We start from the raw sequence: 26,218 nt of genomic DNA on the forward strand, positions 1-26,218 counted from the left end.
GGACTTGACCCAGCGAGGCGCAGCGGTTCCGCGACCGCGTTCCCGCCGAGCATCCCGCCGCCGGCCCGGAGCACGACTCCGGCGGCGTCGCCGTCGCCCCGCCGCCCCGCGGCAAGGACTGACGCCCGGGTCCCCACATCCGCCGAACGAGATCGCCACGTCGTTCAGCGCTCGCGCTGACGACGTGACGTTCTGGTTGGGCGCCTTGTTTTGGCCCGCGAGTCTGCCAGGACCATTGGCATCGACGCCGATTTGAGCAGCGCTCACACAATCCGGATCAAGCTAGCCTGGTGCTGCTCTCGGCCCAGCCGCTCAGAGTGGCGCAACCCTAGTTGCAAGCCGCGACTTCGCTTCTGCTTGCGCGTCTATTCCGGCATGCTGTTGACGTGCACTTCATCGGTCTCGACCTCGCTTGGGGAACGGCGAACCGGACCGGTGTAGCGGTCCTTGACGAAGCCGGACGTCTGGTGGCCTTGGACAGCGTCACTAGCGATGATGAGATCGAAGCCTCCATCGGTCCGTTCGTCGCAGGCGACTGTGTTGTGGCCATCGACGCACCACTCCTAGTAACGAATGATTCGCGCGCCCGGCCAGCGGAAGTCGCTTTAAATCGGGACTTCGCCACATTTCAGGCTGGCGCTCGGCCGACTTACCGACAACATGCGTCCGGACACTTCGCTCCGCCGCGTGGAGCGGTCCTGGTCGAACGACTTTCTCTAGAGCTAGATCCCGATGCTGACGCGCCGCGTCGGGCGATCGAGGTATATCCGCATCCTGCGACCGTCGTGCTGTTCGAATTAAGTTGCACTCTGAAATACAAGCGCGGTTTCGGCGACACGCAGGCTGAACGGCTTGATGCCCGCAGACGAGAGATGCAGGAGTTGATCGGACTTCTTGAAGGACTACAAGACGCCGCACCGCGCCTGATTCTTGAGGCGTCCATGGAATGGGCGGCGCTACGGCGAGATTTGCAACCGGCGTGCGGGCCGACGGTCTTGGACCTCGTCGAGGATCAGGTGGACGCAGTTTTATGTGCCTATCTCGCGCTGCTCTTCGCGCATGATCGCGGGAGCTTCACCATCTATGGCGACTATCCGCTGAACGGCTATATAGCTACGCCTTCTTTGCCGCCGACTGCGCGTGGGGACTTCAGTCGGCCTAAAGCACCGGTCAATGGTCGCACTGATTCGTCGCAACAGCTTGAGAGCGGCATGCAGCCCGAGTTCGATCGTCCTGGCGAATCGACGTCGGAGCGACGGAATGCTTGTCCCTGCGGCTGCGGTTCAGCCGTCCCTCATCCGGATCGGTTCGTGCCAGGCCATGATTCGAAGGCGTTGCATGCTCGGATAAAGAAACAATGGGGATCGACGTTAGCTTTCGTCAGGTGGTTCGACGAGACGTACAGAAGTTGACCGCAGTCCGTAAAAGGCAACGCGCTCGCACCTAAAGGAGGAGGGATCAACGCCTCACCTTAAGCATTCGACTGGGTGACGCCTAAGGCGGGGGGACGGCGCCGCCGCAACCGCCGGGTGGCGCGGGCGCCGGGATGGGCCCGCCTCCGATGACGCATTGCAGGCCCGGCGACAGGAAGCCTTAAGGCCGACCGATCATCGGTGCGCCGTACTGAATGGCGTGCCAGAACGTCCCGTCCGGGTACGGCACGCCGTCGCAATACGCCAGCGAGATCTGCGAGCCCATGCCGCCGCCGGGGCAGTAACCCGACTGCATGTCCGGCATGTGTGGATCGGGATCAGCCGCCGCCGGCGCAGCGAACGCCACGGCCAGTGCCGCGACGCCAGCCGCCACTACGAGATGTCGCACGTCGTCCCCCTCATCGCGTCGTCCCCACCCGACCCTTCGCTCTGTGCGCCGCAAACGCTTGGCCGTCCCCGTTTCCGCCGAACGAGATCGTCACGTCGTGCAGCGCTCGCGCTGACGACGTGACGCTCTCGTTGGGTGCCGCAGCGGGGTCAGCAAACGGGTGATCGGATGGGTCAGCGTGCGCCGCGACGTGGTATGACTACCGCGGGGCATCGAGCGCGAGGGGCGGATTCATGGCGGGTGTACACGCGACGGCTGGCCGGCGAAGCAAGGGCAAGGGTCGGCACCGCGCCGCACGTGAACCGCGCGTCGCCTACGGCTGGCTGGGTGCGGGCGCTGTGACGCTGGGTGTCGGCGCGGCGCTCGTCGGCGGCGCCGGGGTCGCGCACGCCGAGGACGCGGGTCCCGACAGCAAGGCATCGTCGGCGTCCAGCGGGCCGAGCAACGACACCAAGACCACAGACACGAAGGCCCCCGACGCCAAGACCCCCGACGCGAAGACGCCCGACACCAAGACCCCCGACGCGAAGACGCCCGACGCCAAGACACCCGACACCAAGGCTGACGACATCGCCACGGACCCGAAGGACGCCGAGGACCCGAAGGACGCCGAGGCTCCGAAGGGCGCAGCGACCACCGACATGAAGGTCGAGGTCCGGACGGTTCGCGGCCATTCGTCGAGCACGCCCGAGCCCGCCGGCGTCACGACCGGTGGCCCCGCGGGCACGACGCCTACGGCCACCGTCAAGACCGCCGCCGTGGTCGTGGACCGGGAGCCGACGCCCGCCACCGCGGCGCGGGCGGCCACGGCCCCAAACGCAATAGCACCGACCACCACGGCACCGAACGCGGCCGCCGCACCCAGCACGACGGCCGACGTCCAGCTCCCCGCTGCGGCGACCACCGCGGTCGTCGTCAGCCCGCCGCCGGCGGTGTTCCCGGACCTGCCACCGTTCCCGGGCAACGCGATCCGCGACTTCGTCGCCCAGGCGGCCTCGATCGTCAACACGCTGCTCCTGCCGAATCCGCAGGCGCTGCCGAACAATCCGCTGCACCTGCTGGCGATCGAGGTGGTCCGCCGCGTCGAGACGACGCTCGGCCTGCCCGTCATCGGCACCGTCCTCATCCCGACGCCGGACCCGATCACCGGCACGCTGCCGGTGTCGTCCGGCACCGGCATCCCGTCGCCGACGGACACCGTCACCACCCCGTACGGCGACATCGGCAAGTGGCTGCTGCAGCCCAACGGGCAGATCGCCACCTACGGCAACCAGCGCCTCGACGGCAGGACACTGCTGGAACCGGTGAACGTCGTGATCGTCGACCCGAACGCGACGAGCGCGGCCGACGCCACCCGACGCCTCAACGCCGCCCTGACCGCCGCCGGCTTCCCGGCGCTGCCGGTGCACACCGCCGGCTTCGGCGGCGTCATCGACGGCATCACCTACGGCCAGCAGCCGATCGGCACCATCGACGCGTTCTCGAACAACTTCTTCCTGCTGCCCGACGACCACGCCCGCGCATTCGGCCCCGACCCGGTCGAGACCGCCGCCGGTTACGTGTGGACCATCGCCGTCAGCCGTGAACAACTCGGCTTCAACGGCCTGCTGCTGACCCACGTCTACATGTCCTACAACGCGGCCCGTAACGAGCTGGCGCAGGGGCTCGTCGAGAGCGGTGCCACGCTCGTCGGGGCCGTCCCGCTGAGCAACGCCTACGACACCGCGACCTACACCACCGGCGACAACGACGGATATGCTCTGGTCCTCAAATTGAACTGAGGCCAGGAGGGTCCGATCAGCGCCAGCCCTACCGACCGCGTCGCGCTCGCCACCTGGCCCACGCCACTCGAGCCGATGCCCCGGCTGGCGGAGGCGATCGGTCTGCATGCCGGCGACCTGTGGGCCAAGCGCGACGACCTCACCGGACTCGCCGCCGGCGGCAACAAGATTCGCAAGTTGGAGTGGACGGTCGGCGCGGCGCTCGCCGACGGCGCCGACACGCTGATCACCACGGGCGCGCCGCAGTCCAACCACGCCCGGCTCACCGCGGCGGCCGCGGCCCGACTGGGACTGCACGCCGTCCTGGTGTTCGGCGGCCGGGCCGCCACACCCGCCGGCAACCTGATCCTCGACGACCTGCTCGGCGCCACGATCACGTGGACCGGCGACGAACCGCCTGCCGAGGCCGCCGAGACCATCGCCGAACGGCTACGCGCCGACGGCCGCCGGCCCGTGGTGATCCCGTTCGGCGGATCGAATGCCGTTGGCGCACATGGCTACCGGATCGCCGCCGGGGAGATCCTCGAGCAACGGCCCGACGTCGAGCACGTCGTCTGCGCGCTCGGGTCCGGCGGCACGATGGCGGGACTGGTCGCCGGGCTGGGCCCCGAGCGGGTGCTCGGCGTGCACACCGGCGCCGTCGACGACCCCGTGGGTCAGGTCGCGGGCCTGCTGCGCGACATGGGCGTCACCGCACCACCCGAGGCGCTGCGCATCCGGCGCGACCAGGTCGGTGACGGCTACGGCAGCTTGACCGCAGACGCCGCGACGGCGCTGCGAACCGCCGCACGCACCGAGGGTCTCGTCCTGGACCCGGTGTACACCGCCCGCGCGCTCGCCGGCCTGCACGCCGAGGTCCGCGACGGACGCATCGAAGCAGGGCAGCCGACGGTCTTCCTCGCCAGCGGCGGACTGCCCGGCCTCTTCGGCCACCCGGACGTCGCGCCCCTCACCGAAGAGTCCTAGCGTCCCGTCGCGCCGTCGATCCGTTCCCGCAGGATGTCCAGGTGGCCGGCGTGGCGCGCGGTCTCCTCGATCATGTGCGTCAGCGCCCACCGCATCGTCGGTGCCGCCCTGCCCCGCACGGGTGGGTGCGCCTCGGCGGTGAGGTCGTCGCACGCCGCGATGACGGCATTGGCCCGGGCCACGGCATCCCGGTATGCCGCCACCACGTGGTCGACGGTCTCGTCGTCCGGAGCGCGGAACGTCGCGGGCCAGTCGGTCACGTCGTCGCCGAGGAACAGCCACCGTTCGACGTGGGCGAGGTGTCGCACCAGCCCCAGCAGGTTCGTCCCGGACGGCACGCCCGGCGTCCGCACCGCCGGTTCGTCGACGCCGTCCACTTTCCCCACGACGCTCGTGCGCAGGTAGTCCAGGAAGCCGACCAGCACGTCCTTCTCGGAACCCCCGCCACGGGGCGGCGGGGTGTCGCGGCGAGCCATGGGTTCCTCCATAACGATTCGGCACCTCGTTGATTGCGATCGGCTCGGCGGGCCGGAACCCCTGCCGGCGCGAACCTAGTGTCTTGTGGTGCACCGCAGAACCGCCCTCAAGCTACCGCTTCTCCTGGCAGCGGGAGCCGCGTTGACGCGCGTGCCCGCGGCCACCGCGGCCGCCCCGGCGCGGTGGTCGGCCGAGCAGGCCAATGCCTGGTACCGCGCGCAACGCTGGCTCGTCGGCGTGAACTACGTGCCCGTGACCGCGGTCAACCAGATCGAGATGTTTCAGCCCGGCACCTACGACCCACGCCGCATCGACGGCGAACTGCAGGTGGCCCGCCGCATCGGCTTCAACACCGTGCGGGTCTTCCTGCACGACCAGCTGTGGGCCCAGGATTCGGCCGGATACGTCCGGCGCGTCGCACAGTTCGTCAACATCGCCGCCAACCGCGGCATCAAGCCGCTGTTCGTGTTCTTCGACTCCTGCTGGGATCCGCACCCGCATCTGGGGCCGCAGGGCGCCCCGCGACCCGGCGTGCACAACTCGCGCTGGGTGCAGAGCCCCGGCGCCGACCACATCGACGATCCCGCCTACCAGGCGGTGCTGCGCGACTACGTCACCGGCATGATCGGCGCGTTCCGCACCGACAGCCGGGTGCTCGGCTGGGACCTGTGGAACGAGCCCGACAACCCCGCCAAGGAGTACCGCAGCACCGAGCGCAGCGACAAGCAGCAGGTCGTGGCCAAGCTGCTGCCGCAGGTCTTCGAATGGGCCCGCTCGGCACAGCCGTCGCAGCCGCTGACCAGCGGCGTCTGGCAGGGCTCCTGGGGAGCGGGGCAGCGCAGCGACATCGCCGGCATCCAGCTCGACAACTCCGACGTGATCACCTTCCACAGCTACGCCACGCCGGCCCAATTCGAGTCGCGCATCGAAGAACTCGCGCCGCTCGGCAGGCCGATCATCTGCACTGAGTACCTCGCCCGCGAAGAGGGCAGCACCGTCGACGGCATCCTGCCCATCGCCCGCAAGCACAACGTCGGCGCCTACAGCTGGGGACTCATCGCCGGACGCTCGCAGACCTACTTCCCATGGGATTCCTGGGACACGCCCTACAGCGCGCCGCCCAAGGTGTGGTTCCACGACCTGCTCCAGCCCGACGGCCGCCCGTTCCGCGACGCCGAGATCCAGACCATCCAGAAGCTTTCCGGCGTCGTGGCCTGACCCGTGGGCAAGGTCGTCGTCATCACCGGAGCGGGCAGCGGACTGGGCCGCGCCACCGCCCGCGAACTGCTCGGCGCCGGTCACCGCGTGGTGCTCGCCGGGCGCCGCCCCCGGCCGCTGACCGAGACCGCCGACGGTCACCCGGCGGCGCTGACGGTGCCCACCGACGTCACCGACGCCGACTCGGTGCGGGCGCTGTTCGCCGCGACGGTCGCCGCCCACGGACGGGTCGACGTGCTGTTCAACAACGCCGGGACCTTCGGGCCGTCGGCGTCGGTCGTCGACCTCGACGACGACGGATGGCGGCAGACGTGGCGCACCAACGTCGACGGCTCGGTGTTCTGCGCGCGAGAAGCCGCCCGCCACATGCTCGCCCAGCAGCCACGCGGCGGCCGCATCATCAACAACGGCTCGCTGTCGGCGCACCGGCCACGACCCAACAGCCTGGCCTACACCGTCACCAAGCACGCGATCAGCGGCCTCACCGCGTCGCTGCTGCTCGACCTGCGCGAGGTCGACGTGTGCGTGACGCAGCTCGACATCGGCAACGCTGCCACCGCCATGACGTCTGGGTTCAGTGAGACGTTGCAGGCCAACGGAACCCTGGCTGCCGAACCGACGTTCGACGCCGTGCACGTCGCCCGCGCCGTCGCGCACCTGGTGGACCTGCCGCTGGACGTCGTGGTCCCCGAGATGACGATCATGGCCCGCGCCATGCCCTTCTACGGCCGTGGCTGACGCGCGCTACACCGTCAACTGCTCGATCCTGTTGACGGACCTGCCGCTGCGCCGGCGCCCGGCGGCAGCCCGTGCGGCCGGCTTCGACGCGGTCGAGTTCTGGTGGCCGTTCGACCGCGCGGTGCCCGGTGACGCCGAGGTCGACGCCTTCACCCGCGCGGTGGGCGACGCCGGTGTTCGGCTGAGCGGGCTGAACTTCGCCGCGGGTGACATGGCCGCCGGGCAGCGGGGTCTCCTGTCGGACCCTTTGCGTCGCAGCGAGTTCCGTGATGCCGTCGACGTCGCCGTGGGCATCGGTGCGCGTCTCGGCGTCGAGGTGTTCAACGCGCTGTACGGCAACCGCCGCGCCGGGCTGGACGTGGGCGCGCAGGACGACGAGGCCGTCGCCAACCTTGCTTACGCGGCGACGCGGGCGGCGAGCATCGAGGCGACGGTGGTACTCGAACCGCTCAGCGGCATCGCCGACTACCCGCTGCGCACCGCGGCCGACGCGCTCGCCGTCCTCGACCGGGTGCGCGACGAGACCGGTGCCCCGGCGCTCGGCCTGCTCGCCGACCTCTACCACCTGCACGTCAACGGCGACGACGTCGCCGCGGTGATCGACCGGCACACGGCCCGCATCTCCCACGTGCAGATCGCCGACGCCCCCGGTCGCGGGGCGCCCGGCACCGGCACCGTCGACCTGGTCGGCCACCTCGCGCGCCTCGCCGAGCGCGGCTACCGGGGCCTGGTCGGCCTCGAGTACCAGGCCGCGACGGACCCGTTCGACTGGCTGGGGCGCATCCCGCGGCGGTGAAGCGCGGTACACGTCACGCCGACGTCATGGCTGGCTGGGGCGGACCCTGGGTACCCTGCTCATCGTGAATCGCCCGGCAGACCGGTTCGGCGGGTCGACGTGAGCGCCGACAGACTCCTCGTCCCGGGGGAGACGTGCTGGCGCGTCACCGGCGCCGACCGGTACGCCTGCATCGTCGACGGCGCCGACTACCTCCGCCACGTCAAGGCGGCGATGCTGCGCGCGCGGCACCGGATCCTGCTGATCGGCTGGGACTTCGACGCCGCCACGAACTTCGAGCGTCGCGGCAAGACGCTGCCGGGCCCCAACCAGCTCGGCACCTTCCTGCACTGGCTGCTGTGGAAGCGTCCCGACCTCGAGATCCACCTGCTCAAGTCCAACCTGCGGCTGCTGCCGGCGTTCGACGGGCTCTGGTACGGCATCACGCCGGTCTCACTGGCCAACCGATTCACCGCCAAGCGTCTGCACCTCGCCGTCGACGGCGCCCACCCCACGGGCGCCGTGCACCACCAGAAGATCGTGGTGGTCGACGACGCGGTGGCGTTCTGCGGGGGCATCGACATCACGCTCGACCGCTGGGACGTCTCCGAACACCTCGACGTCGACGAGGGCCGGCGCACCGGCAACCGGCCCTACGGCCCGCGGCACGAGGTGGCGGCCGCCGTCGACGGCGCCGCGGCACGCGCCTTCGGGGAGTTGGCGCGCGACCGCTGGCGGGTGGCCACCGGCCGCTCGCTGCCCACCGACGTCGGCGAGCACGAGGTGTGGCCGCACGACCTGCCGGTGACCCTGACCCACGTCGACGTCGGCATCGCCCGGACCATGCCGACGTTGCGGCGCCGCCTCGAGGTGCGCGAGGTGGAGGCGCTGAACTTCGCCGCGATCGCGGCCGCGCGGGACGTCATCTACCTGGAGAACCAGTACCTCGCATCGCGCAGCCTCGCCGACCGGCTGGCCGCCCGGCTGCGCGAACCCGACGGCCCCGAGGTGGTCATCGTGTTGCCGCGCCGCTCGGAGAGCCGGCTCGAAGAAGTGTCGATGGACAGCGCCCGCGCACGCCTGCTCGAGGTGCTGTGGGCGGCCGACGAACACGGCAGGCTGGGCGTCTACTGGCCGGTGACCGACGGCGGCACGTCGATCTACGTGCACTCCAAGATCCTCGCGGTCGACGACCGGCTGCTGCGCATCGGCTCGTCCAACCTCAACAACCGCTCGCTGGGCTTCGACAGCGAATGCGACCTCGCCATCGAATCGCATGCCGACGGCCGCGAGGACGTCCGCGCGGCGATCGCCGCGTTCCGCAACCGGCTGGTGGCCGAGCAGCTCGGCGTCACGTCGGCGCACTTCGAGGAGGCCGTGGCCACGTCGGGCACGTTCCTCACCGCCGTGGAGACGCTGCGCGGTCAGGGCAAGACGCTGTTGCCCTTCACCGAGGACGACGTAGCCGGGGAGGTCAGCCTGTTCGCGGAGAACGACCTGATGGACCCCGACCGGACGCCGCCGTCACTGGCGCGCAGCGTGCAGCGCTTCCTCCTCGGGCTCGCCGGCCGGCCCTGACGCCGGGTGCTGCCGGGGCGGGAGATGCCGCGACCACCCGGATGCACACCGCACCGCGCAGGCCGCGGCCAGCACGCCCACCGCGGTGAGCATCACCGGATAGCCGAACCAGTGCGCCAGCGCCGCGAGCGCGGCCGGCAGCAGGAACCCGACGTAGGCCAGCGAGTAGTAGACCCCGGTCATGCCCGCCAACTCGTCGGGCTCGGCGATGCGCTGCACCTCGAGCAGTCCCGACACGACCGCGATGCCGTAGGCGCAGCCGAGCAGCATGGCCACCAGGACGGCGAGCACCGGCGACGCGGTGACGGCGGTGGCCACCGCGGCGAACACCCCGACCGTCATCAGCACCATCGACACGACCACCGCGCGGGCGCTCGACTGGTCGTCGAGGCGGCGGGCGATCGGCTGCACCAGCACGCCGCAGGTCAGCGTCAGCACCGTCAACCCGGCGGTGTAGAGCAGCGCCCACGAGCCCAGTTCGTCGGCGACCAGGGACGGCACGATGGCGTACGCGATGGCCGCGGACCCGAAGATCCACGGCGCCATCGGCACCACCACGTGCGTGAAGCGGCGGTGCCCGGCGGCGGGCACGGCGAGGCTGCGCAGGAAGCCGCGGGCGCCCGCCTCGGTGCGGGTCTCGGTCCTCGTCTCGGTGCCGAGCCGCAGCACCGCCCACAGCGCGGGCACGCACAGCGCGGCATGCACCAGGTAGGTCAGCACCAGCGGCAGCGGGGCGAAGGCAGCGAGCAGACCCGCGCACAACGGGCCGACGCCTAGCCCGAGCGTGAGGCAGATCGACGACCGCCGCGCACCGGCGCCGGGCGACGCGTCGCCGAACGGCGGCCGGGACAGCTCGGTGATCCACGCCGAACCGACGGCCATGGCGATGCCGACCGACAGCCCGCTGAACAGCCGGCCGCCGAACAGCGCCCAGAACCCCGCGACGTCCCCGGCGGCGATGACGAGGCTGCCGAGCGCAGCGCTCGCGACGCCCGCGGCCATGACCGCGCGCCGGCCGTGCCGGTCCGACAGTGCCGAGGCGACGAGCAGGCCGGGCACCAGACCCAGCACGTACGCGCCGAGCAGCACGTCGACGTCGACGCGGGTGTATCCGCCGTGCTGGGCGTAGGCGATGAGCAGGGGGGTGAACTGGTTGCCGCCCCAGCCGCAGCAGAACGCGGCGAAGGCGACGGCCAGCCAGGCCGGGACGCGGGCCCTCATCGCAGCACCACCCGGTAGGTCGCCTCGAGGTGCGCGAGCAGCGCCGCCTCGAACTCCTCGACGTCACACCGCTCGATCGCGGCCGCCAGCCGGCGATGCTCGTCGATCAGCAGCTCCAGGCGGTGCGCATCGGACTGTGCCGCCGAGGCGATCATCCGGCGCTGCCGGTCGCTCAGCGAGCCGTAGAAGCGGCGTGCCAGCCCGTTGCCCGCGACGTCGACGATGCGGCGGTGGAAGGCGTCGTCGGCGGCGGCGAACTGCTCGGCGTCCCCGGCGTCCACGCCGCGGCGCTGGGCGTCGAGCAGCGCGGTGAGGTCGCCGAACAGTCGGTCGACGTCGGCGGGGGTGCGGCAGAGCCGCCGCACGGCCGCGGTCTCCAGCGCGAGCCGCATCTCGAGCAGGTCGGTGGCGTCCTGTGCGGACATCGCGACCACCACGGCGCCGCGGCGCGGCAGCAGTTCGAGCAGGTCCTCGGCGGCCAGCCGGAGGAATGCCTCGTGGACCGGGGTGCGGCTCACGCCGAGTCGCGCGGCGACCTCGACCTCGCTGAGCAGCTGTCCGCCGCGCATGCCGCCGGACAGGATCTCGTCCTTGGTCGCCTGATAGGCGCGCTGACTGCTCGACTCCTGGATGGCTGTCACGTCCGCTCACGCTACGCCTTGCATGCAAGCTTGCATGCATGCTGTGGGAGGCATCACCACCCCCTAAGCTGAGCCGGTTAGGTCTCGTGGCGACAGGAACCCGGTGCGACTCCGGGGCGGTTCCGCCACTGTGAGGGTCCCGGCCACGCCCGGGCCCGAGCCAGACACTGGTCACGGGGCATCCGACCGCACGGGGCGCGAACCCCGAGGAGGACCCATGCACCCTGCCGCATTCGAGGCCGCATCCGACGCCGCAACCGAGACCACCCCGGAGCCGACCGACGGCCGCACCCGGCGCATCGCCCTGCTGTCGACGTCGGACACCGACCTGCTGTCCGCCCGGGCCAGCGGCGCCGCCTACGTGCTGGCCAACCCGGCGCGCCACGGGGTCGACGCCGGCCTCGGCGACGTGGACGTCGTGGTGCTACGGGTGCTCGGCTCCTCGGCCGAGGTCGCCGACGAACTCACCGCGCTGCGCGCCACCGGGCGGCCGCTGGTGGTGCTGGGCGGCGAACGCGCCCCCAGCCCTGAACTCATGGAGCAGTCCACGGTGCCCATCGGGCTGGCCGCTCAGGCGCACGCCTACCTGGCCGAGGGAGGACCGGCCAACCTCGGTCAGCTGCACGCCTTCCTGTGCGACACCGTGCTGCTCACCGGTGAGGGCTTCGACGAGCCCGTCACCATCCCGGAGTGGGGGCTGGCCGCCCGGCCGGCCGCGGCCGCGCCGGACGGGCGGGCCCGGGTCGGCGTGCTGTACTACCGCGCCCACGAGGTCAGCGGCAACGCGGCCTTCGCGCACGCGCTCGCCGACGCCATTGACGCGACCGGCGACGCCATCGGCGTGCCGATCTTCGCCTCGTCGCTGCGCAGCGCCCCGGACGCGCTGTTCGACGCACTCGGCACCCTCGACGCCATCGTCGTCAGCATGCTCGCCGCCGGCGGCTCGAAGTCCGCGATGGCGAGCGCCGGCGAGGACGACGCGTCCTGGGACATCGAACGCATCGCCGCGATGGACGTGCCCGTCCTGCAGGGACTGTGCCTGACGTCGTCGCGCGCGGAGTGGGAGGCCAACGACGACGGCGTCACCCCCCTAGACTCCGCGACCCAGATCGCCATCCCCGAGTTCGACGGCCGCATCATCACCGCGCCGTACTCCTTCAAGGAGGTCGACGACGATGGGCTGCCGCACTACGTCGCCGACGCCGAGCGCTGCGCCCGCGTGGCCGCCATCGCGGTCAACCACGCCCGGCTGCGCCGCCTGCCGAACGCCGAGAAGAAACTCGCCCTGGTCCTCTCGGCGTACCCCACCAAGCACTCCCGCGTCGGCAACGCCGTCGGCCTGGACACCCCGGCGTCGGCGGTGCGGCTGCTGCACCGCCTCGCGGCGGCCGGCTACGACGTCGGCGACGGCTTCGGGGTGCTGGACATCGACGACGAGACCGTCGCCGGCGACCGGCTGATCCACACCGTCATCGAGGCCGGCGGCCAGGACGAGGCGTGGCTGACCTCCGCGCAGCTGACCGACGCGCAGGTCCGCGTCACCGCCGAGCAGTACGCCGCCTGGACCGCCGACCTGCCCGCCGAGCTGCGCGACGAGATCGCCCGGGCGTGGGGACCGGCACCCGGCACGCTGTTCGTCAACGACGCCGGCGAGATCGTGCTCGCCGCACTGCGATCCGGCAACGTCGTGCTGATGGTCCAGCCGCCCCGCGGCTTCGGCGAGAACCCGGTGGCCATCTACCACGATCCCGACCTCGCGGTCAGTCACCACTACTTGGCGGCCTACCGGTGGCTCGAGCACGGCTTCGGCGCGCACGCGGTGGTGCACCTCGGCAAGCACGGCTCGATGGAGTGGCTGCCCGGCAAGAACGCCGCGCTGTCGGCGGCGTGCGCCACCGACGCGGTGCTCGGCAACCTGCCGCTCATCTATCCGTTCCTCGTCAACGACCCCGGTGAGGGCGCCCAGGCCAAGCGGCGCGCGCACGCGACGATCGTCGACCACCTGATCCCGCCGATGGCCCGCGCCGAGAGCTACGGCGACATCGCCCGGCTCGAGCAGCTGCTCGACGAGTACGGCAACATCGCCGCCATGGATCCGGCCAAGCTGCCGGCGATCCGCGGCGAGATCTGGAACCTCATGCGCGCGGCGGAGATGCACCGCGACCTCGGCCTCGACGACCGTCCCGACGACGAGGAGTTCGACGACTTCCTGCTGCACGTCGACGGCTGGCTGTGCGAGATCAAGGACGCCCAGATCCGCGACGGCCTGCACGTGCTCGGCGGCGCCCCGGTCGGCGAGGCGCGGGTCAACCTGGTGCTCGCGATCCTGCGCGCCGCGCAGGTGTGGGGTGGCAAGGACCACGCCGTCCCCGGCCTGCGTGCCGCACTGGGCCTCAAGGAGGGTGCCGAGACCACCGCCGTCGACGAGATCGAGACGCGGGCACGCGGTCTCGTCGAGGCCATGGAGGCGGCACACTGGGCGCCGCAAACCTCCGACACGCTGACCGTCGACCCCGACGTGCGGGCCGTGCTGCGGTTCGCCGCAGAGGAGGTGGTGCCCCGATTGGCCGGCACGGCAAGCGAACTCGACGCCGTGCTGCACGCGCTCGACGGCGGCTTCGTGCGCCCCGGCCCGTCCGGCTCGCCGCTGCGCGGCCTGGTCAACGTGCTGCCGACCGGGCGCAACTTCTACACCGTCGACCCGCGCGCGGTGCCGTCGCGGCTCGCGTGGCAGACCGGACAGGCCATGGCCGAATCGCTGTGCCGGCGCTACCTCGACGACACCGGCTCCTACCCGGAGTCGGTCGGGCTGTCGGTGTGGGGCACCAGCGCCATGCGCACGTCGGGCGACGACGTGGCCGAGGTGCTGGCGCTGCTGGGCGTCCGTCCGGAGTGGGACGAGGCGTCGCGACGGGTCAGCCGCCTGGAGGTGGTGCCGCTCGACGAGCTGGGCCGCCCGCGCATCGACGTGACGGTTCGCATCTCCGGCTTCTTCCGTGACGCCTTCCCGCACGTGGTGACGATGCTCGACGACGCGGTGCGGATGGTGGCGCTGCTCGACGAACCGGACGAGCAGAACTACGTCGCCGCGCACGCCCGCGCCGACCTCGCTGCCCACGGCGACGAGCGGCGCGCCACCACCCGCGTCTTCGGCTCCAAGCCGGGGTCCTACGGCGCCGGCATCCTGCAGGTCGTCGAGGCCGGCACCTGGCGTGACGACAAGGACCTCGCCGAGGTGTACACGGCCTGGGGCGGTTTCGCCTACGGCCGCGGCCTCGACGGTGCGGCCGCCGCCGACGACATGCGCACCAACTACGCGCGGATCAAGGTGGCGGCGAAGAACATCGACACCCGCGAGCACGACATCGCCGACAGCGACGACTACTTCCAGTACCACGGCGGCATGATCGCCACGGTGCGGGCGCTCACCGGCTCCGATCCCCGCGCCTACGTGGGGGATTCGACGTCGCCGGACGCCGTGCGCACCCGCACCCTCGGCGAGGAGACGGCGCGGGTGTTCCGTGCGCGGGTGGTCAACCCGCGGTGGATCTCCGCGATGCGCCGGCACGGCTACAAGGGCGCCTTCGAACTGGCCGCCACCGTCGACTACCTGTTCGGCTTCGACGCCACCGCCGGCGTGGTGCACGACTGGATGTACGAGAAGCTCGCGCAGTCCTACGTGCTGGACCCCGAGACCCGCGAGTTCCTGGACCGCTCGAATCCCTGGGCCCTGCACGGCATGGTGGAGCGCCTGCAGGAGGCGGCCGACCGCGGCCTGTGGGCCGACCCGTCACCGGAGACGCTCGCCGCGCTGCAGCAGGCCTACCTCGACGTCGAGGGCGACCTCGAGAGCCGCGCGGGTGGCTGACCCGGTCCGGGTCCGCATTCTCGGCGTCGGCATGGGGCCCCGGCACGTCACCCCGGAGGTCGCCGATGCGCTGCGCGGGTGCGACTACGTGCTCGCCGCCGACAAGGGCGAGAGCGGGGTCGGTGACGACGACGGTCTGCTCGCGCTGCGCCGCGCAATCGTCGACGCGCACGGCGGACCGGAGATCGTCGAGGTGCCCGACCCGCCGCGCGACCGGTCAACGGGCCTCGACGACCGCGGCTACGCCGCAGCGGTCGCCGACTGGCACGCCGCCCGCGCCGAGCGCTACGCCGCGGAACTGCGCGCGCGCGGCGGCACGGCGGCGTTCCTGGTGTGGGGCGACCCGGCGCTGTACGACTCGACCATCCGCGTCGTCGAACGCATCCAGAACCTCGGTGTCGCACTGGAATTCGACGTGCTGCCCGGCATCAGCGCGCCGCAGCTGCTGGCCGCTCGGCACCGCATCGTGCTGCACGAGGTGGGCCGCGCCGTGCACGTCACCACGGGCCGCACACTCGCCGCGGCCGTCGCCGCCGGCCAGGACAACGTCGTCACCATGCTCAACCCGCCGCCGGAGCGGCTCGACCTGGCCGGCCTAGACGACTGGACGGTGTGGTGGGGCGCCAACCTCGGCGCGGTGGGGGAGCGGCTGGTCACCGGCAGGCTCGCCGACGTCGTCGGACGCATCGCCGCCGAGCGCGCCGCCGCGAAGGCGGAGGCCGGCTGGGTGATGGACGTCTACCTGCTGAGGAGCGGCTGATGGCGGGCCTGCTCATCGCGGGCACCACCAGCGACGCCGGCAAGAGCGCGGTCACCACCGGGCTGTGCCGCGCGCTGGCCCGCCGTGGCGTCCGGGTGGCGCCGTACAAGGCGCAGAACATGAGCAACAACTCCATGGTGTGCCCCGGCGCCGACGGCGCCGGAGTGGAGATCGGCCGCGCGCAGTGGGTGCAGGCGCTCGCCGCCGAGGCGACCCCCGAGCCGGCGATGAACCCGGTGCTGCTAAAACCGGGCAGCGACCAGCGCAGCCACGTCGTCCTCATGGGCAGGCCCTGGGGCGAGGTGGCGTCCTCGGACTGGCTCGAGGGCCGGCGGCCGCTCGCCGAGGCCGCGCACCGCGCGTTCGACGACCTCGCCGACCGCTACGACGTCGTCCTCGCCGAGGGAGCGGGCAGCCCCGCCGAGATCAACCTGCGGGCAGGCGATTACGTCAACATGGGGCTGGCGCGGCACGCCGGGCTGCCGACGATCGTCGTCGGCGACATCGACCGCGGCGGCGTGTTCGCCGCCTTCCTCGGCACCGTCGCGCTGCTGTCGCCCGCCGACCAGGCGCTGGTGACGGGCTTCGTGGTCAACAAGTTCCGCGGTGCAACCGACCTGCTGGCGCCCGGACTGCGCGACCTCGAACGCCTCACCGGACGGACGGTGTACGGCACGCTGCCGTGGCGCGGCGACGTGTGGCTCGACTCCGAGGACGCCCTCGACCTGGCGGGCCGTCGCGCGGCGGGCACCGGCGCCCGCCGGGTGGTGGTGGTGCGGCTGCCGCGTATCAGCAACTTCACCGACGTCGACGCCCTCGGTCTGGAGCCGGGGCTCGACGTCGTGTTCGCCAGCGACGCACGCGAACTCGCCGACGCGGACCTGCTGGTACTGCCGGGCACGCGCGCGACGATCGCCGACCTCGCGTGGCTGCGGGCGCGCGGGTTGGACCGTGCGGTGCTCGCGCACGCCGCCGCGGGCAAGCCGCTGCTCGGCATCTGCGGCGGCTTCCAGATGTTGGGCCGCACGATCCGCGATCCGCACGGCGTCGAAGGCTCGCCGGCGACGGTCGACGGCCTCGGCCTGCTGGACGTCGAGACGACGTTCGGTGCGGAGAAGGTGCTGCGGCTGCCGAGCGGAACGGGCCTCGGCGCGCCCGCGTCGGGCTACGAGATCCACCACGGCCGCGTCACCCGCGGCGACGCCGCCGACGACTTCCTCGGCGGTGCCCGCGCCGGGTTGGTCTTCGGCACGATGTGGCACGGCTCGCTGGAGGGGGACGCGCTGCGGGCGGCGCTGCTGCGCGAGACGCTCGGCCTCCCAGCGTCGGGGGCGTCCTTCGCCGCGGCGCGCCGGCGCCGCCTCGACCTGCTCGGCGACCTCGTCGAGGAGCACCTCGACGTCGACGCGCTGCTCGAGCTAGCGACCCGCGGCGCGCCCGACGGGCTGCCGTTCCTGCCGCCGGGTGCGCCGTGACCGGCGCGCGGATCCTGCTGCTGGGCGGCACGGCCGAGGCCCGCACGCTGGCGCGGCGGCTGGTCGACGCCGGCGTGCCGGTGACCAGTTCGCTCGCGGGCCGGGTGGCCCGGCCTCGGCTGCCGGTCGGGTCGGTACGCATCGGCGGCTTCGGGGGCGTCGACGGATTGCGTTCGGCGCTCGCGCAATTCGATGCCGTCGTCGATGCCACCCACCCGTTCGCGGCGACCATCTCGGCCACCGCCGCGCTCGCCTGCGCCGCCGAGGCCCGCCCGCTGCTGCGGCTGCAGCGGCCCGGGTGGGCGGACCGTGCGCGACCGTCCTGGCACTGGGTGGACACGCACGCCGAGGCGGCCGCCGCGACCCACGCCCGGGGCACCCGGCCGGTGCTGACGGTGGGACGCCAGCAGCTGCACCAATTCGTCGGCCCCCTGGCCGACGCCGCGGTGCTGGCGCGCGTGGTGGACGACCCGGAGATCGCCCTGCCCCCGGGCTGGCGCGTGGTGCACGACCGCGGGCCCTACGCGGCCGACGGTGAGCGCGCACTGTTGCGCGAACACCGCGCCGACGTACTGGTGACCAAGGACTCCGGCGGCGAGTACACCTGGCCCAAACTCGTTGCCGCCGAGGAACTCCGCCTCCCGGTGGTGATCGTGCGCCGGCCTCCGATACCGGCCGGTGTGCGCGTCGTGCACGACGTCGAGGACGTGCTGGCCTGGGTCGCGGGGCTGCGCCGCCTCGACTAGCGGCCGCGCACCAGGCAGGCCGCGGCGGCGACGACGGCCGCGCCCCAGCCGACGGTGCGCGCGAGCCGGACCGCCGGCGCAATGTCGGCGGGCACCGGAGGTCGGCCCTGGCCCATCAGCGCGCGGTGTTCGCGCCGGTTGCCGTAGTAGGTGTTCACCCCGCCCAGCCGTATGCCCAACGCCCCGGCGAAACTCGCTTCGACGACGCCGGCGTTGGGGCTGGGGTGGCGCCGCGCGTCGCGCCGCCACGCCACCCAGGCGCCGCGCCGGTCCGGTCCGGCGGTGACGGTCAGCAACCCGCCCAGGCGGGCGCCCGGTAGGCCGAGGACGTCGTCGACGCGCGCTGCCGCCCAGCCGAACTGCTCGTAGCGGGCACTGTGGTGACCGATCATGGCGTCGAGGGTGTTGACGGCGCGGTGCGTCACCAGGCCAGGCACGCCCGCCACGGCACCCCACAGGTGCGACGCGACGACGGCGTCGCTGGTGTTCTCCGCGACGGATTCGACGACGGCGCGGGCGATCTCGTCGGGCGACAGGGCGGCGGTATCGCGTCCGACCAGGTTGCGCAGCCGCTGCCGGGCGCCGTCGAGGTCGCCGCCGTCGAGCAGTGCCGCCACCGCGGTGGCCTCGCGCTCCAGGGACCGCCCACCCAGCACCGCCCACGTCACTACGGCGGTCAGCAGCGTCGCGGCGAGCGGCGACCGCGCTCGGCGCTGGGCGTATTGCGCGGCGGCGGTGACGCCACCGACCAGCACCGCCTCGTGCAGGATGCCGCGGCGGCGGTCGTCGGCGTAGCTCACGCGTTCCAGCGCGGCCGCCGTGCGGCCGAACCCGGCGACGGGGTGGAAGCGGCGCGGGTCGCCGAGCACGCGGTCGGCGGCGTGGCCGAGCAGCAGGCCCGCCGCCCGCGCCGTCAGCGGTCGCACGGCCGGCCCGCCCCTAGGATGGCGGCGTGCGGATCCTGGTCACCGGCGGCGTGCGGTCCGGAAAGTCGCGGCACGCCGAGCAGCTGCTGCGGACCGCGACGGGCGTCACCTACGTCGCACCCGGCCGGCCCGCGGACGGCTCGGACCCGGACTGGGACGACCGCGTCGCGCGGCACCGCGCGACCCGCCCGGCGGACTGGACCACGGTGGAGACCACGGACGTCGCGGCGGCGCTGGGGGTGGCGGCCGGCCCGGTGCTCGTCGACTGCCTCGGCACGTGGGTCGTGGCGATCCTCGACGACGGCCTCTGGGACTGCCCGGCCCCGGAGGTGCATACCGCGGTCGACGAGCGCCTGGACGCGCTGTGCGGGGCGCTGCGCACCGTCGACGACGCCGTGGTGGTGAGCAACGAGGTGGGCCTCGGCGTGGTGCCGTCGCACCGCTCCGGAGTGCTGTTCCGCGACGTTCTGGGCACGGTCAACCAACGCGTGGCCACGGTGTGCGACGAGGTGCACCTGGTGATCGCCGGGCGCGTGCTGACGCTCTGAGGCGGCGGGAATCATCGCGCCGTCGCGTGCACGGCGTCGGCGAACCGCTGCGCCAACCGCGGATGGCCGGCCCAGTGGGTGTGCAGGTACGACGCGTGCAGCGTTGGGCCACCGAAGCCCTCGCCGATGCCGTGCATCACCCACGCCGAGCGGACGCCCTCGCACGGAGTCACCCGGGTGCGGTGGAATTCGTGTCCGGTGACCTCGTCGCCGGCGGCGGCCAGCAGCGTGTCGTGCGGTGACGTCGCGGCGCGGTAGCCCAGCACCAGCTTCGGGGTCATCGCCGCGGTCGCGGGCAGCGCACCGATCATCGCCGTGCCGTCGAGCGTGGCGCACAGGTAGGTGAGCCCGGCGCACTCGGCGACGGTCGGCACGCCGTCGGCGATCGCCGCCCGCAGCGTTGCGAGAAGCGCCGTGTTGCCGGCCAATTCGGCCGCGTGCACCTCGGGGAAGCCGCCGCCGAGGTAGATGCCCGCCGTGCCGGACGGCAGGTCGGCGTCGACGAGCGGATCGACGTCGACCACGTCGCAGCCCGCGGCGCGCAGCAGTTCCTCGGTCTCGGCGTAGCGGAACGTGAACGCCCGCCCGCCTGCCATCGCCACCACCGGCCGGTGCCGCGTCGCAGCGGTGACCTCCGCGGCGGGATCCCACGGCGGCACGTCCAGAGCCGGTGCCGTACGGGCGATGTCGAGGACGGCGCCGACGTCGACGTGCTCCTCGATGACGGCCGCCATCCGTGCCAGCGTGGCCGCCGACTCGGCGCGCTCCGCGGCGGGCACCAGCCCGAGGTGCCGCGACGGCGTCTCGACGCCCGCGTCGCGCGGCAGAATGCCGAGCACCGGAATGCCGGTGCGCTGCAACGCCCGGACGACCTCGTCGGCGTGGCGCTGGGTGCGGACCTTGTTCAGCACGACGCCCGCCACGCGCACCGCGGGATCGAACGCGGCGATGCCCGCCACCACGGCGGCGTGCGTGCGGGAGGCGTGCGACACGTCGACCACCAGCACCACCGGGGTGGCGGTCAGCGCCGCGACGTGCGCGGTGGACGCCTCGCCCTCGGTGCCGAGGCGCCCGTCGAAGAGCCCCATCACGCCCTCGACGACGGCGACGTCGGCGCCCGCCGCGCCGTGCCGCAGCAGGGGGACGACGCGGTGCTCGCCGCACAGGTACGGGTCGAGGTTGCGCCCGGGTCTGCCGGTGGCCAGCGCGTGGTAGCCGGGGTCGATGAAGTCCGGGCCCACCTTGTGGCCGGACACGGTGTGGCCCCGCGCGGCGATCGCCGCCATCAGGCCGGTGGCGACGGTGGTCTTGCCGTGCCCGGACGCCGGCGCGGCGATCACCACGCGGGCCAGTGCGGCGGTCACCACTCGATGCCTCGCTGGCCCTTCTGGCCGGCGTCCATGGGGTGCTTCACCTTGCCCATCTCGGTGACGAGCTCGGCGATCTCGACGAGCTTGGGGTCGGCGCGGCGGCCGGTGACGATGACGTGCTGGCGGCCGGGTCGCTGTGCGAGTGTCGCCACCACGTCGTCGACGTCGATCCATCCCCAGGCGATGGGGTAGGTGAACTCGTCGAGCACGTACAGGTCGTGGGTCTGCGCGGCGAGGCGGCGCTGGATCTCGCGCCAGCCCTCGACGGCCGCTGCGGCGTGGTCGGATTCGTCGCCGGCCTTGCGGCTCCACGACCAGCCCGAGCCCATCTTGTGCCATTGCACCGGCCCGCCCTCACCGGTCTCGGCGTGCAGCGCGCCGAGCCGTTCCAGCACGGTCTGCTCGCCGATGCGCCACTTGGCCGACTTGACGAACTGGAACACGCCGATGTCGAAGCCCTGGTTCCAGCCGCGTAGCGCGAGACCGAAGGCGGCGGTGGACTTTCCCTTGCCGTCGCCGGTGTGCACGATGAGCAGCGGCCGGTTGCGCCGCTGCCGGGTGGTGAGGTTGTCGTCGGGAACGGTGACCGGCTGTCCCTGCGGCATCAGGCGGCCCCCCGGGTGGCGTCGCGGACGATGTCGGTGAGCGCGCGGGCGTCGACGCGCGCCAGCGGGACGTGGTCGGCGCCGAGGTGGGTCGCCAGCCGTTGGGCCAGCCCCATGCGCATCCGCCCGCTCTCGCAGTCCACGACGACGCCCGAAACACCCTGTTGGCGCAAGTGATCCGCGGCCCGTCGGGAGCGTGCGACGGCGTCGGTGCCCGCGGTGGCGCGGCCGTCGGTGACCACCACCAGCAGCGGACGTCGCGACGGGTCGCGCAGCCGTTCCCGGCGCACCACCTCGGCGGCCTCGACGAGCCCCTCGGCGAGCGGTGTGCGGCCGCCGGCGGGCAGGTCGTCGAGGCGCCGCGCGGCGACGTCCACGCTGCGGGTGGCCGGCAGCGCGAGGTCGGCGCCCCGGTCGCGGAACGTCACCAGCGCCACCCGGTCCCGGCGACGGTAGGCATCCAGCAGCAGCGACAGGATGGCGGTCTTCACCTGCTGCATGCGCTCGCGGGCGGCCATCGAGCCCGAGGTGTCGACGACGAACAGCACCAGGTTGGCCTCGCGGCCCTCGCGCACCGCGCGCCGGACGTCGTCGGCGCGCAGGACGAGCCGCCCGGCGGTGCGGCCGCGCCCACGCTGGTGCGGGGCGGCGGCACGGACGGTCTCCAGCAGGTGAATGCCGGTGCCGCCGTGCGGGGTCGAGCCGGTGCGCAGACCGGAGCTGGTGCGGGCGCGGCTGCGCCGGCCGGCCTGGCCGTCGCCCACGCCGGTGACGGTGAACAGCCGGGTCGCGTACGGCGTGCCGCCGGGCACCGGCGCGGCCGGCGGAGGGGTGCCGCCGGCGCCGGCGTCGGGCGGCGCGGCCGACGGCTCGGTGGCCGACTCGCTGGGCGGCTCGCCACCGGGCGGGTCGGGATCGTCGTCGGGACCGTCACCCGGCCCACCGTCGCCGCCGCCGTCCGGGTCGTCGGGCGGCAGCATGTCGTCGAGTTCGGCGTCGTCGAGACCCGGTGTGTCGAACGGGTTGCGCCGACGACGGTGCGGCAGTGCGAGTTTCGCGGCGACCCGCAGGTCGGTGACGGTGATGTCGGTGCGGCCCTGCCATGCGGCGTGGGCGGCCGCGGTGCGTGCGGTGACGATGTCGGCGCGCATGCCGTCCACCCCGAACGCCGCGCACAGCTCGGCCACCTTCAGCAGTGCGGCCGCGGTGATCTCGACGGCGGGCAGCGCCTCCTGGGCGGCGGTGATCCGCGCGCGTAGCCGGTCCTCGGCGTCGGCCCACGCGGCGCGGAAGGCGACCGGGTCGGCATCGAACGCCAGCCGGCGGCGCACCACCTCGGCGCGCTGCGCTGGGTCGCGTGGCGCGGCCACCTCGACGGTGAGCCCGAAGCGGTCGAGCAGCTGCGGGCGCAGCTCGCCCTCCTCCGGGTTCATGGTGCCGACGAGCACGAAACGTGCTGCGTGCGTGACGGATACGTTGTCGCGCTCGACGGTGAGCCGGCCCATGGCGGCGGCGTCGAGCAGCAGGTCCACCAGGTGGTCGTGCAGCAGGTTGACCTCGTCGACGTACAGGATGCCGCGGTGCGCGCGGGCGAGCAGGCCGGGTTCGAAGGCCACGGCGCCGTCGCGCAGCGCGCGTTCCAGGTGGATGGATCCGGCCACCCGGTCCTCGGTGGCGCCGACGGGCAGCTCGACCAGGCGCACCGGCCGGGTCTCGACGGCGGCGTCGTCGGCGAACGGCCCGTCGGGCGACAGTGGCTGCGGATCGGCGGGGTCGGTGGAGAACCGGTCGCCGGCCACCACGTCGATGTGCGGCAGCACGTGGGCGAGCGCGCGCACCAGCGTCGACTTGGCGGTGCCCTTCTCGCCGCGCACCAGCACCCCGCCGATGGCCGGGTCGATGGCGCACAGCACCAGCGCCAGGGCCATGTCGTCGAGACCGCCGGGGGCGTCGGGATCCCCGCCGACGACGGCCGGGAAGGGGTACAGCTGCTGCATGGAGGCTCCGCTCTAGATCGCCGGCACGGGCTCGCGAGGCTGGCGGGGCACCTCGCGCTCCTACGCTAGCATCGCCGCCGTGAGCCTCGGTGACGTGCGTCTGACCGTCGTCGGAGTGGGTGCGGACGGCTGGTCGGGCCTGACGGAGGCCGTCCGCGACGTCATCGTCGCGGCCGAGGTGGTGCTCGGCGCGCCGCGTCAGCTGGACCTGCTGCCCGCCGTCGCGGGTCAGCGTCGGACGGCGTGGCCGTCGCCGCTGCGGGCCGGGCTGGAGGCCGTGCTGATCGAGTGTGCGGGTCACCGCACCGTGGCGCTGGCGTCCGGCGACCCGATGGTCAGCGGCATTGGCAGCACCCTCGTCGAGGTCCTCGGTCCCGATCGGGTGAGCGTCGTCCCGCACGTGTCGTCGGTGGCCCTGGCCCGCGCGCGGCTCGGATGGTCGGCGGAATCCGCCGTCGTCGTCAGCGCGGTGGGCCGCGACGTGCACGCAGTGCTGCGCGAGCTGGCCCCCGACCGGCGGGTGCTGGTGCTGTCCGCCGACGATCGCACGCCGGCCGACCTCGCGGCGCTGCTCACCGCGCACGGCTACGGCGCCAGCCGCATGGTGGTGCTCGGCGACCTCGGCGCGGCGCACGAATCGCGAACGGAGACAACGGCGGCGGCGTTCGACGGGCCGTCGCCACGGCTCAACGTGGTGGCCGTCGAGGCGGTCGGACCCCTCGTCGCGGGCTGGGCGTCCGGGCTGCCCGACGAGGCGTTCGAGCACGACGGCCAGCTGACCAAGCGCGACCTGCGGGCCGCCGCGCTCGCGCGCCTGCTTCCCGCACCGGGGCAGCTGCTGTGGGACGTCGGGGCGGGCGCCGGGTCGATCGGCATCGAGTGGCTGCGCGCGCACCCGGCGTGCCGCGCGGTGGCGGTGGAGGCCGACGCGGTCCGCGCCGAACGGATTGGCCGCAACGCTCGTGCCCTCGGGGTGCCCGCATTGCGCGTCGTGCACGGCAGCGCGCCCGGTGCGCTGGCCGACCTGCCCGCCCCGGACGCGATCTTCGTCGGCGGCGGCGCGACGCGGCCCGGGGTGCTGCCGGCGTGCGTGGCGGCGTTGCGGCCGGGCGGGCGGCTGGTGGTGCACGGCGTGACGCTGGAGACCGAGACGCTGCTGGCCGCGGCGTACGGCGAGCGTGGCGGGGAACTCACCCGCATCCACGTCGAGCACGCGGCGCCGGTCGGCACCTTCACGGGGTGGACGCCGTCGCGCGCCGTCACGCAGTGGGCGTGGCGCGCCTGAGGTCGTAGCGCTCGTCGTGCACGACGGCGTGCAGCGGGTCGCGGTGCCGCCAGCCGTAGCGCTCCAGGTCCGGCGTGTCCGGGAGGTCGGCCACGGGTCCGAGGCACAGCCACGCGACCGGCCGCACGTGGACGGGCAGGCCCACCAGCTCGGCGAGGAACTCCTCGCGGTAGAAGGACACCCACCCGACGCCCAGGCCCTCGGCGGTCGCGGCGAGCCAGAGGTTCTGGATCGCGCACACCACGGAGTACAGCCCGGCGTCGTCGATCGCGTGCCGGCCCAGCACGTGCGCGCCGCCGCGGGCGGCGTCGTAGCCGACCACCACGCCCAGGCCCGACTCCCGGATGCCCTCGATCTTGATGCGCGCGAACGTCTCGGCTCGCTCGCCGTCGAGGCGGGCGGCGAAGACGTCGCGTTCGGCGCGTACGTGGTCGGCGAAGGCGTCGAGCGTCGCGGGGGAGCGGACCAGGATGAAGTCCCACGGTTGCGACATGCCGACCGACGGCGCCGCGTGTGCCGCGGCCAGGACGCGCTGCAGCACGGCGGGCGCCACGGGCTGACCAGTGAACTCGCGTCGGGTGTCGCGGCGGCGGTGGATGACGTCGTAGAGGTCGGTCACCGGCGGCCACCGGTCGTCGAGCCGGAGCGGTCGCGCTGCGCGTCGTAGAGGTGGCTCTCGCCGGCGCAGGGATCGGGCCGCTCGCCGAGCGCGCGCCCGACGAGGATCACCGCCGCCTGCCGCAGGTCGGCGGCCTCCGTCGCCTCGGCGATGTCGGCCACGGTGCCGCGCACGACGATCTCCCCGGGTTGCGATGCGCGGTAGACCACCGCCACCGGGCAGTCCGCGCCCAGGATCGGTGCGACCTCCGCCATCAGCGCCCGGATGCGCGTGATTGCGAGGTGCAGCACCAGCGTGGCGCCGGTCGCGGCGAACGCCGTCAGCGACTCGGCGTCGGGCATGGCCGTCGAACGTTGCTGGGTCCGGGTCAGCACCACCGACTGCGTCACCAGCGGCACGGTCAGCTCGCGGCCCACCCGGGCGGCCGCCGCGGCGTAGGCCGGGACGCCCGGCGTCACCGTCCACGGCACGCCGGCGGCGTCGAGGCGCCGGGTCTGTTCGGACACCGCGCTGTAGATCGACGGGTCGCCCGACACCAACCGGACCACGCGCCGTCCCGCGCGGTGGGCGGTGACCATGGCGGCGACGATCGCGTCGAGGTCGAGGTGCGCGGTGTCGACGCGTTCGGCCGACGGCGAGCAGTGCGCCAGCACCCCGTCGTCGAGGTAGGTGCCGGGGAAGAGCACCACGTCGGCATCGGCGAGCAGGCGCGTGGCGCGGACCGTGAGCAGGTCGGCGGCACCGGGGCCGGCGCCGACGAAGTGCACGTGGCGTGCGGTGGAGTCATCGGACACCCGATCAGT

General features: G+C 73.2%; 23 protein-coding genes and 1 riboswitch. Of the genes, 13 read left to right on the top strand and 10 right to left on the bottom strand.

Annotated elements, in window-relative coordinates:
- The first annotated feature begins 386 nt into the window (after positions 1 to 386).
- Positions 387 to 1,412 carry a DUF429 domain-containing protein gene (locus FZ046_RS14250; RefSeq protein ID WP_083298100.1) on the top strand — a complete coding sequence of 342 codons (1,026 nt, stop codon included), beginning with the start codon at positions 387 to 389 and terminating at the stop codon, positions 1,410 to 1,412.
- Positions 1,413 to 1,593: 181 nt separating this feature from the next.
- On the opposite strand, the gene FZ046_RS14255 is transcribed toward FZ046_RS14250, so the two are convergent.
- On the bottom strand, positions 1,594 to 1,821 hold the full coding sequence (locus tag FZ046_RS14255) for a hypothetical protein (protein ID WP_246182777.1): 228 nt from the start codon (positions 1,819 to 1,821) through the stop codon (positions 1,594 to 1,596).
- A gap of 233 nt (positions 1,822 to 2,054) precedes the next feature.
- Between FZ046_RS14255 and FZ046_RS14260 the strand changes: the two genes are divergently transcribed.
- Positions 2,055 to 3,602, top strand: a complete 1,548-nt coding sequence (locus tag FZ046_RS14260) for a flagellar motor protein MotB (protein WP_070352243.1) — start codon at positions 2,055 to 2,057, stop codon at positions 3,600 to 3,602.
- Positions 3,603 to 3,677: 75 nt separating this feature from the next.
- On the top strand, positions 3,678 to 4,568 hold the full coding sequence (locus FZ046_RS14265; protein ID WP_070352242.1) for a pyridoxal-phosphate dependent enzyme: 891 nt from the start codon (positions 3,678 to 3,680) through the stop codon (positions 4,566 to 4,568).
- On the opposite strand, the gene FZ046_RS14270 is transcribed toward FZ046_RS14265, so the two are convergent.
- The gene (locus tag FZ046_RS14270; RefSeq protein ID WP_211372241.1) at positions 4,565 to 5,044 is read right to left on the bottom strand and encodes a DinB family protein; all 480 of its coding nucleotides are present in this window, start codon (positions 5,042 to 5,044) and stop codon (positions 4,565 to 4,567) included. The two genes, FZ046_RS14265 and FZ046_RS14270, sit on opposite strands and share 4 nt — an antisense overlap.
- Positions 5,045 to 5,132: 88 nt before the next feature.
- On the opposite strand from FZ046_RS14270, the gene FZ046_RS14275 reads away from it, so the two are divergent.
- The 4 genes from FZ046_RS14275 (at position 5,133) to FZ046_RS14290 (ending at position 9,354) form a co-directional block, all read left to right on the top strand.
- Positions 5,133 to 6,263, top strand: a complete 1,131-nt coding sequence (locus FZ046_RS14275) for a cellulase family glycosylhydrolase (RefSeq protein WP_070352302.1) — start codon at positions 5,133 to 5,135, stop codon at positions 6,261 to 6,263.
- 3 nt (positions 6,264 to 6,266) lie between these two features.
- On the top strand, positions 6,267 to 7,001 hold the full coding sequence (locus tag FZ046_RS14280; RefSeq protein WP_070352240.1) for an SDR family oxidoreductase: 735 nt from the start codon (positions 6,267 to 6,269) through the stop codon (positions 6,999 to 7,001).
- On the top strand, positions 6,994 to 7,797 hold the full coding sequence (locus FZ046_RS14285; RefSeq protein WP_070352239.1) for a hydroxypyruvate isomerase family protein: 804 nt from the start codon (positions 6,994 to 6,996) through the stop codon (positions 7,795 to 7,797). The genes FZ046_RS14280 and FZ046_RS14285 overlap by 8 nt, the downstream gene beginning before the upstream one ends.
- A 99-nt stretch (positions 7,798 to 7,896) precedes the next feature.
- Positions 7,897 to 9,354, top strand: coding sequence for a phospholipase D-like domain-containing protein (locus tag FZ046_RS14290; RefSeq protein ID WP_070352238.1), 1,458 nt, complete (start codon positions 7,897 to 7,899; stop codon positions 9,352 to 9,354).
- On the opposite strand, the gene FZ046_RS14295 is transcribed toward FZ046_RS14290, so the two are convergent.
- Both FZ046_RS14295 and FZ046_RS14300 read right to left on the bottom strand, forming a co-directional pair.
- Complete coding sequence (locus FZ046_RS14295) at positions 9,301 to 10,575, bottom strand: MFS transporter (RefSeq protein WP_070352237.1); 1,275 nt, start codon at positions 10,573 to 10,575, stop codon at positions 9,301 to 9,303. The genes FZ046_RS14290 and FZ046_RS14295 overlap by 54 nt on opposite strands.
- Entirely contained in the window at positions 10,572 to 11,216 is a 645-nt protein-coding gene (locus tag FZ046_RS14300) for a GntR family transcriptional regulator (RefSeq protein ID WP_246182778.1), read from the bottom strand. Before FZ046_RS14300 ends, FZ046_RS14295 begins: the two co-directional genes overlap by 4 nt.
- Before the next feature lie 70 nt (positions 11,217 to 11,286).
- Positions 11,287 to 11,406: riboswitch (cobalamin riboswitch) on the top strand.
- 27 nt (positions 11,407 to 11,433) lie between these two features.
- Between FZ046_RS14300 and cobN the strand changes: the two genes are divergently transcribed.
- Genes cobN through FZ046_RS14320 form a run of 4 tightly spaced genes read left to right on the top strand, consistent with a single transcriptional unit; the run spans position 11,434 to position 18,065 of the window.
- Positions 11,434 to 15,084: a cobaltochelatase subunit CobN gene (gene cobN, locus FZ046_RS14305; protein WP_083298098.1), complete on the top strand. Its 3,651-nt coding sequence runs from the start codon at positions 11,434 to 11,436 to the stop codon at positions 15,082 to 15,084.
- Entirely contained in the window at positions 15,077 to 15,844 is a 768-nt protein-coding gene (gene cobF / locus FZ046_RS14310; RefSeq protein WP_083298097.1) for a precorrin-6A synthase (deacetylating), read from the top strand. The genes cobN and cobF overlap by 8 nt, the downstream gene beginning before the upstream one ends.
- Positions 15,844 to 17,319 carry a cobyric acid synthase gene (locus tag FZ046_RS14315; protein ID WP_070352236.1) on the top strand — a complete coding sequence of 492 codons (1,476 nt, stop codon included), beginning with the start codon at positions 15,844 to 15,846 and terminating at the stop codon, positions 17,317 to 17,319. The genes cobF and FZ046_RS14315 overlap by 1 nt, the downstream gene beginning before the upstream one ends.
- Positions 17,316 to 18,065, top strand: a complete 750-nt coding sequence (locus FZ046_RS14320; RefSeq protein ID WP_070352235.1) for a cobalt-precorrin-6A reductase — start codon at positions 17,316 to 17,318, stop codon at positions 18,063 to 18,065. Before FZ046_RS14315 ends, FZ046_RS14320 begins: the two co-directional genes overlap by 4 nt.
- On the opposite strand, the gene FZ046_RS14325 is transcribed toward FZ046_RS14320, so the two are convergent.
- Positions 18,062 to 18,991, bottom strand: coding sequence for a cobalamin biosynthesis protein (locus FZ046_RS14325; protein WP_149484263.1), 930 nt, complete (start codon positions 18,989 to 18,991; stop codon positions 18,062 to 18,064). The two genes, FZ046_RS14320 and FZ046_RS14325, sit on opposite strands and share 4 nt — an antisense overlap.
- A gap of 26 nt (positions 18,992 to 19,017) precedes the next feature.
- On the opposite strand from FZ046_RS14325, the gene FZ046_RS14330 reads away from it, so the two are divergent.
- The gene (locus tag FZ046_RS14330; RefSeq protein WP_070355227.1) at positions 19,018 to 19,539 is read left to right on the top strand and encodes a bifunctional adenosylcobinamide kinase/adenosylcobinamide-phosphate guanylyltransferase; all 522 of its coding nucleotides are present in this window, start codon (positions 19,018 to 19,020) and stop codon (positions 19,537 to 19,539) included.
- An 11-nt stretch (positions 19,540 to 19,550) separates the two neighbouring features.
- Here FZ046_RS14330 and FZ046_RS14335 read toward each other — a convergent pair whose 3' ends face one another.
- Genes FZ046_RS14335 through FZ046_RS14340 form a run of 3 tightly spaced genes read right to left on the bottom strand, consistent with a single transcriptional unit; the run spans position 19,551 to position 23,511 of the window.
- A complete protein-coding gene (locus tag FZ046_RS14335; protein WP_246182779.1) occupies positions 19,551 to 20,903 on the bottom strand; it encodes a cobyrinic acid a,c-diamide synthase CobB in 1,353 nt (450 codons plus the stop codon).
- Positions 20,900 to 21,514: a cob(I)yrinic acid a,c-diamide adenosyltransferase gene (gene cobO, locus FZ046_RS27930; RefSeq protein ID WP_070355228.1), complete on the bottom strand. Its 615-nt coding sequence runs from the start codon at positions 21,512 to 21,514 to the stop codon at positions 20,900 to 20,902. The genes FZ046_RS14335 and cobO overlap by 4 nt, the downstream gene beginning before the upstream one ends.
- A complete protein-coding gene (locus tag FZ046_RS14340; protein WP_149484264.1) occupies positions 21,514 to 23,511 on the bottom strand; it encodes a VWA domain-containing protein in 1,998 nt (665 codons plus the stop codon). Before FZ046_RS14340 ends, cobO begins: the two co-directional genes overlap by 1 nt.
- Positions 23,512 to 23,590: 79 nt before the next feature.
- Here FZ046_RS14340 and cbiE point away from each other — a divergent pair, with 79 nt between their 5' ends.
- Positions 23,591 to 24,796 (top strand): precorrin-6y C5,15-methyltransferase (decarboxylating) subunit CbiE, encoded by a 1,206-nt coding sequence (gene cbiE / locus FZ046_RS14345; RefSeq protein ID WP_070355230.1) that lies wholly within the window; start codon positions 23,591 to 23,593, stop codon positions 24,794 to 24,796.
- On the opposite strand, the gene bluB is transcribed toward cbiE, so the two are convergent.
- A complete protein-coding gene (gene bluB / locus FZ046_RS14350) occupies positions 24,771 to 25,415 on the bottom strand; it encodes a 5,6-dimethylbenzimidazole synthase (RefSeq protein ID WP_070355231.1) in 645 nt (214 codons plus the stop codon). The genes cbiE and bluB overlap by 26 nt on opposite strands.
- Positions 25,412 to 26,209, bottom strand: coding sequence for a precorrin-4 C(11)-methyltransferase (gene cobM / locus FZ046_RS14355; RefSeq protein ID WP_070355253.1), 798 nt, complete (start codon positions 26,207 to 26,209; stop codon positions 25,412 to 25,414). Before cobM ends, bluB begins: the two co-directional genes overlap by 4 nt.
- Between the last annotated feature and the right edge of the window lie 9 nt (positions 26,210 to 26,218).

It is taken from the genome of Mycolicibacterium grossiae, assembly GCF_008329645.1.
In the GTDB taxonomy this organism is placed as follows: domain Bacteria; phylum Actinomycetota; class Actinomycetes; order Mycobacteriales; family Mycobacteriaceae; genus Mycobacterium; species Mycobacterium grossiae.